We start from the raw sequence: 3,398 nt of genomic DNA, 5'->3' as shown, positions 1-3,398 counted from the left end.
ATAAAAAAGCCCGACGTAACGCACCAAATTTACACGGAGAGAATCAAGCCGGTGTCGGTGTTTTCCCCAAACGCGATCGCTCCTTCTTCCCTAGAGGCGATGCCCTTTCCCTCCCAGTTGACGCCAATCCCTGATCAAAAGAGCGATCGCCTAAAACACACCTCCATTTTGAGACAGGGCGGGTTTTGTTGAAATGTTATCACAAACGTTAAAATTAAACGACTAAACCCGCCCCTACAAATACCTGGACTTCCACGCGATCGATCGCGCCTCCTCTATTCCCAGAATGCGATCGCGAAGCGCTGCTGCCTACAGCAGATCGCGTCTTTTCCCCAGATAGCCCATTAAACAACCTTTGCAATCGCTTTAATTCTCCTCATCCTCAGAAAAAACTTCGTCTAAGTCTCTGTAACCACTCAACACCCGTTCCACTTGGATACCATTTTCAATCGGGCGGTAAAAAATGACATATTTATCCACAGGTAAACTACGTAAACTAGGAGCGAGTTCCTTACGAGAACGCCCCATTTCTGGAAAATCCGCTAATAAACGGCATTTTTCCTCAAAAGCATCAAGAAAACGACTAGCTGCACTTAAACTAAACTGTGCCATATAGTTTTTTATTTGCCTTAAATCTTGCCGAGCTGGCGCACTAAAAATATATTTGCCTATTATGCACCCTGTTCTGACTGCCGAATTTCTTGTCTCAGTTCTCTAATCACTTCTTCTCCATCAAATATATCTCCTTGATCTGAATGTTCAATGCCAATAGCAATTTCCTTTCTGAGTTCCTCTAATCGCAGTAAACGTTCCATCTCGCGTTCCTCTAGCAATCGTAACGCCGCCTGAATAACTTCACTAGGGGATGAATACCTACCCTTTTTGACGGTTGAATCAATAAATTGCTCGAGTTCAGGTGTCAAAGATATGTTCATCGATTAAACTGTCCGAAAATGAGACGATAAATACTATTTTGACATGGAATCAACGCCTTGGGGATGTTGGTAAATCCTGAGCATATTCTTCAGCAATGTCCGGATATCCATCTCGCAAGGGTTTAACCATTAATTCAGCCAGCACCAAATCAGAGGCAACCCCCTGGCACTTCCCTTGCTCAATCATCTCCAAAACTTTCCGAGCTAGTTCGCCAAACTCTGGATTTCCTTCTAAAACATAAATGAAAATCACACTGTCGAGAGCGATCGCAACCCCATCAAGGTCATCTAATCGCGCCATGACTCCCGTTCCCCACGAATATAGGCAACAGCATCCACTCCCCGCCAGAGATGTTGATGCTTGGCAAACAGGCGCGATGTGTAACTGGGAACGGGCATCATCACCACAGCACCATCCACAACTTTGATTTCTAAGGCATCTCCCGGCTTCAGCTTTAATGCTTCTCGAATCGTTACCGGAATCTCAATTTCATAGTTGCTACTCACTTGAGCCACAGTCATCTGCGAAACCTGAATCATTTGATTTCAATCATAATAGCAATTTGTATGGGTTGGTTAACGTGTTGAAAAGTTATCACAAACATATAACCGCTCAAAAAACACCGTTTGACACCGCCAATTGAATAAAGGGCGACCTGATCAAATTAAGCGGACACCCTTGGTAATTAATGCAAGCGGGTCGCCCCTACAGCAGCATCAAAGGTGATAGTCTACCAAGAGCGATCGCCTTTCTCAAATAAATTCAACGTGGTTGTGCATATCTAATGGTTCAAGTACCTCTGAAATCAGAATCAATCCTCGCACAATCTCACCAATTGACCGACTATTTTGGTGACAGTAAGCAATACCATAATGTTCTAAACCACGTTGATGAAGGATTAAAAAATCTTCATCATGGGTAAATATTACTCGCTCTTGAGCAATCGCGAAAGTCAATTGTTCTTCATCGGCTGCACCTAAAAGTCCTACTTCAGGTGTCGTCGTGACATCAATACCCCGTTGTTTCAACCCTTGAGCAATTGCCCGATCAACTTGTTCATCCAAGTGCCACCTGATCTTTTTCAAAACTCTATCCTCTTAATTTTTGCTGCACTTTGGAAGGAGTTTTCGCTTGCAATTCACGCACCAAAATTTTGCCCTCTCGCATTTGTTGTTGTATGTCTTCAATATGATCATGGTAATAAGCCAAAGCCGCGTATACGTCTGACAACGTAATCGTAGGATATCGAGACACAATTTCATCAGGAGACATCCCCTTATGTTCATGCCAAATAACGACATCTTGAACCCGAATCCGATGTCCAGCAATACGCGGCTTCCCACCACACACTCCTGGTGTGATTTCAATATGTTCAGAAATTACTGCCACCATAGACTATCTCCAAGGTTAACCTGAGCCTTTTACTTAGCTTATCGAAAGCCATCTCTAGTCACCAACTGTTGGGATTACCTGACCCTAGGGCGATGGCGTTTGGGGTATAGGGTCCGATTGTGATCGCTCCTTCTTCCCTAGAGACGATCGCCTTCTCCCTCCCAGTTGGCGTCAATCCCTGATCAAAAGAGCGATCGCCTAAAACACACCTCCATTTTGAATCAGGGCGGGTTTTGTTAAAATGTTATCACAAACATCAAAATTAAACGACTAAACCCGCCCCGACAAATACCTGGACTCCCACGCGATCGCACCTCCTCTATCCCCAGCGTGCGATCGCCTACAATGGGATAAATATCTGAAACACAAGGTACAAAAAAATTCAATGACATCTGTATCTATTGAACTTCCAACAACTGCATTCTCTGCGCTTCGGAAAAATCCCGATGAATTTGTTCAAGAAATGCGAATAGCTGCCGCCGTTAAATGGTACGAACTGGGTCAAATATCTCAAGGCAAAGCCGCAGAAATTGCCGGAATCAGCCGCGCTGACTTTATTAAGGCATTGTTTCGTTACCAAGTAGACTTCATGCAATACACGGCTGAGGAGTTGGCAGAGGAAATGGCAAATGTTGATTAAGCTAGTTGTGATCAACGCTTCACCTCTGATTGTCCTATTTAAAAGTCAACAAGCTGACTTACTGCCTCAACTTTTCTCAGAAATTTTTGTGCCAGCAGGTGTCTGGGATGAAGTTACAGTAACAAGTCAAAACGATGCAGCTTCTCAGCAATTATCTAGCGTAACCTGGGCGCAACGAGTAGAAAGTGGAGAGATCCCACCAGAAGTAGCTGCCTGGGATTTGGGAAAAGGAGAATCGGAAGTATTAAGCTTGGCGCTAAAGGATTCCAATTTAGCGGCGATTATTGACGATAGAGCAGCACGTCGCTGTAGTCAAGCTTTAAGTATTATTACAATAGGGACAGGTCGCTTAATTATCCTAGCCAAACAACGAGGATTAATTCCTTCAGTATCTCCCAGAATTCAAGCATTACAAGATGCTGGTTTGTGG

General features: G+C 44.0%; 10 protein-coding genes. 2 read left to right on the top strand and 8 right to left on the bottom strand.

What is annotated here, in order from left to right; genetic code table 11:
* Nucleotides 1–214: 214 nt before the first annotated feature.
* The 8 genes from RID53_RS00050 to RID53_RS00015 form a co-directional block, all read right to left on the bottom strand.
* A complete protein-coding gene (locus RID53_RS00050; RefSeq protein WP_446386176.1) occupies nt 215–361 on the bottom strand; it encodes a hypothetical protein in 147 nt (48 codons plus the stop codon).
* 5 nt (nt 362–366) lie between these two features.
* Nucleotides 367–660 (bottom strand): type II toxin-antitoxin system RelE/ParE family toxin, encoded by a 294-nt coding sequence (locus RID53_RS00045; protein WP_446386177.1) that lies wholly within the window; start codon nt 658–660, stop codon nt 367–369.
* Nucleotides 661–671: 11 nt separating this feature from the next.
* Nucleotides 672–935: a type II toxin-antitoxin system ParD family antitoxin gene (locus RID53_RS00040; protein WP_446386175.1), complete on the bottom strand. Its 264-nt coding sequence runs from the start codon at nt 933–935 to the stop codon at nt 672–674.
* Nucleotides 936–984: 49 nt separating this feature from the next.
* A complete protein-coding gene (locus tag RID53_RS00035) occupies nt 985–1,236 on the bottom strand; it encodes a type II toxin-antitoxin system VapC family toxin (protein ID WP_446354852.1) in 252 nt (83 codons plus the stop codon).
* Complete coding sequence (locus tag RID53_RS00030; RefSeq protein WP_446386174.1) at nt 1,224–1,475, bottom strand: AbrB/MazE/SpoVT family DNA-binding domain-containing protein; 252 nt, start codon at nt 1,473–1,475, stop codon at nt 1,224–1,226. Before RID53_RS00030 ends, RID53_RS00035 begins: the two co-directional genes overlap by 13 nt.
* A 213-nt stretch (nt 1,476–1,688) precedes the next feature.
* A complete protein-coding gene (locus tag RID53_RS00025; protein ID WP_044211398.1) occupies nt 1,689–2,021 on the bottom strand; it encodes a DUF5615 family PIN-like protein in 333 nt (110 codons plus the stop codon).
* Between the two features lie 4 nt (nt 2,022–2,025).
* Nucleotides 2,026–2,328 (bottom strand): DUF433 domain-containing protein, encoded by a 303-nt coding sequence (locus RID53_RS00020; RefSeq protein ID WP_006106640.1) that lies wholly within the window; start codon nt 2,326–2,328, stop codon nt 2,026–2,028.
* Between the two features lie 236 nt (nt 2,329–2,564).
* Nucleotides 2,565–2,720 carry a hypothetical protein gene (locus RID53_RS00015; RefSeq protein WP_446386173.1) on the bottom strand — a complete coding sequence of 52 codons (156 nt, stop codon included), beginning with the start codon at nt 2,718–2,720 and terminating at the stop codon, nt 2,565–2,567.
* Between RID53_RS00015 and RID53_RS00010 the strand changes: the two genes are divergently transcribed.
* Nucleotides 2,714–2,968 (top strand): UPF0175 family protein, encoded by a 255-nt coding sequence (locus tag RID53_RS00010; RefSeq protein ID WP_446386172.1) that lies wholly within the window; start codon nt 2,714–2,716, stop codon nt 2,966–2,968. The genes RID53_RS00015 and RID53_RS00010 overlap by 7 nt on opposite strands.
* On the top strand, nt 2,958–3,398 hold a 441-nt coding region (locus tag RID53_RS00005), incomplete at its 3' end, for a DUF3368 domain-containing protein (protein WP_446386171.1). The genes RID53_RS00010 and RID53_RS00005, both read left to right, overlap by 11 nt.

It is taken from the genome of Coleofasciculus sp. B1-GNL1-01, from assembly GCF_040220235.1.
GTDB lineage: Bacteria > Cyanobacteriota > Cyanobacteriia > Cyanobacteriales > Coleofasciculaceae > Coleofasciculus.
This window is presented reverse-complemented; position numbering and strand designations above follow the sequence as displayed.

Bases quoted from the DNA above. Each gene is read 5' to 3' on its own strand.
- RID53_RS00040 (WP_446386175.1), bottom strand. From the start codon at position 935: ATGAACATATCTTTGACACCTGAACTCGAGCAATTTATTGATTCAACC.
- RID53_RS00035 (WP_446354852.1), bottom strand. From the start codon at position 1,236: ATGGCGCGATTAGATGACCTTGATGGGGTTGCGATCGCTCTCGACAGT.
- RID53_RS00030 (WP_446386174.1), bottom strand. From the start codon at position 1,475: ATGATTCAGGTTTCGCAGATGACTGTGGCTCAAGTGAGTAGCAACTAT.
- RID53_RS00020 (WP_006106640.1), bottom strand. From the start codon at position 2,328: ATGGTGGCAGTAATTTCTGAACATATTGAAATCACACCAGGAGTGTGT.
- RID53_RS00010 (WP_446386172.1), top strand. From the start codon at position 2,714: ATGACATCTGTATCTATTGAACTTCCAACAACTGCATTCTCTGCGCTT.
- RID53_RS00015 (WP_446386173.1), bottom strand. From the start codon at position 2,720: ATGTCATTGAATTTTTTTGTACCTTGTGTTTCAGATATTTATCCCATT.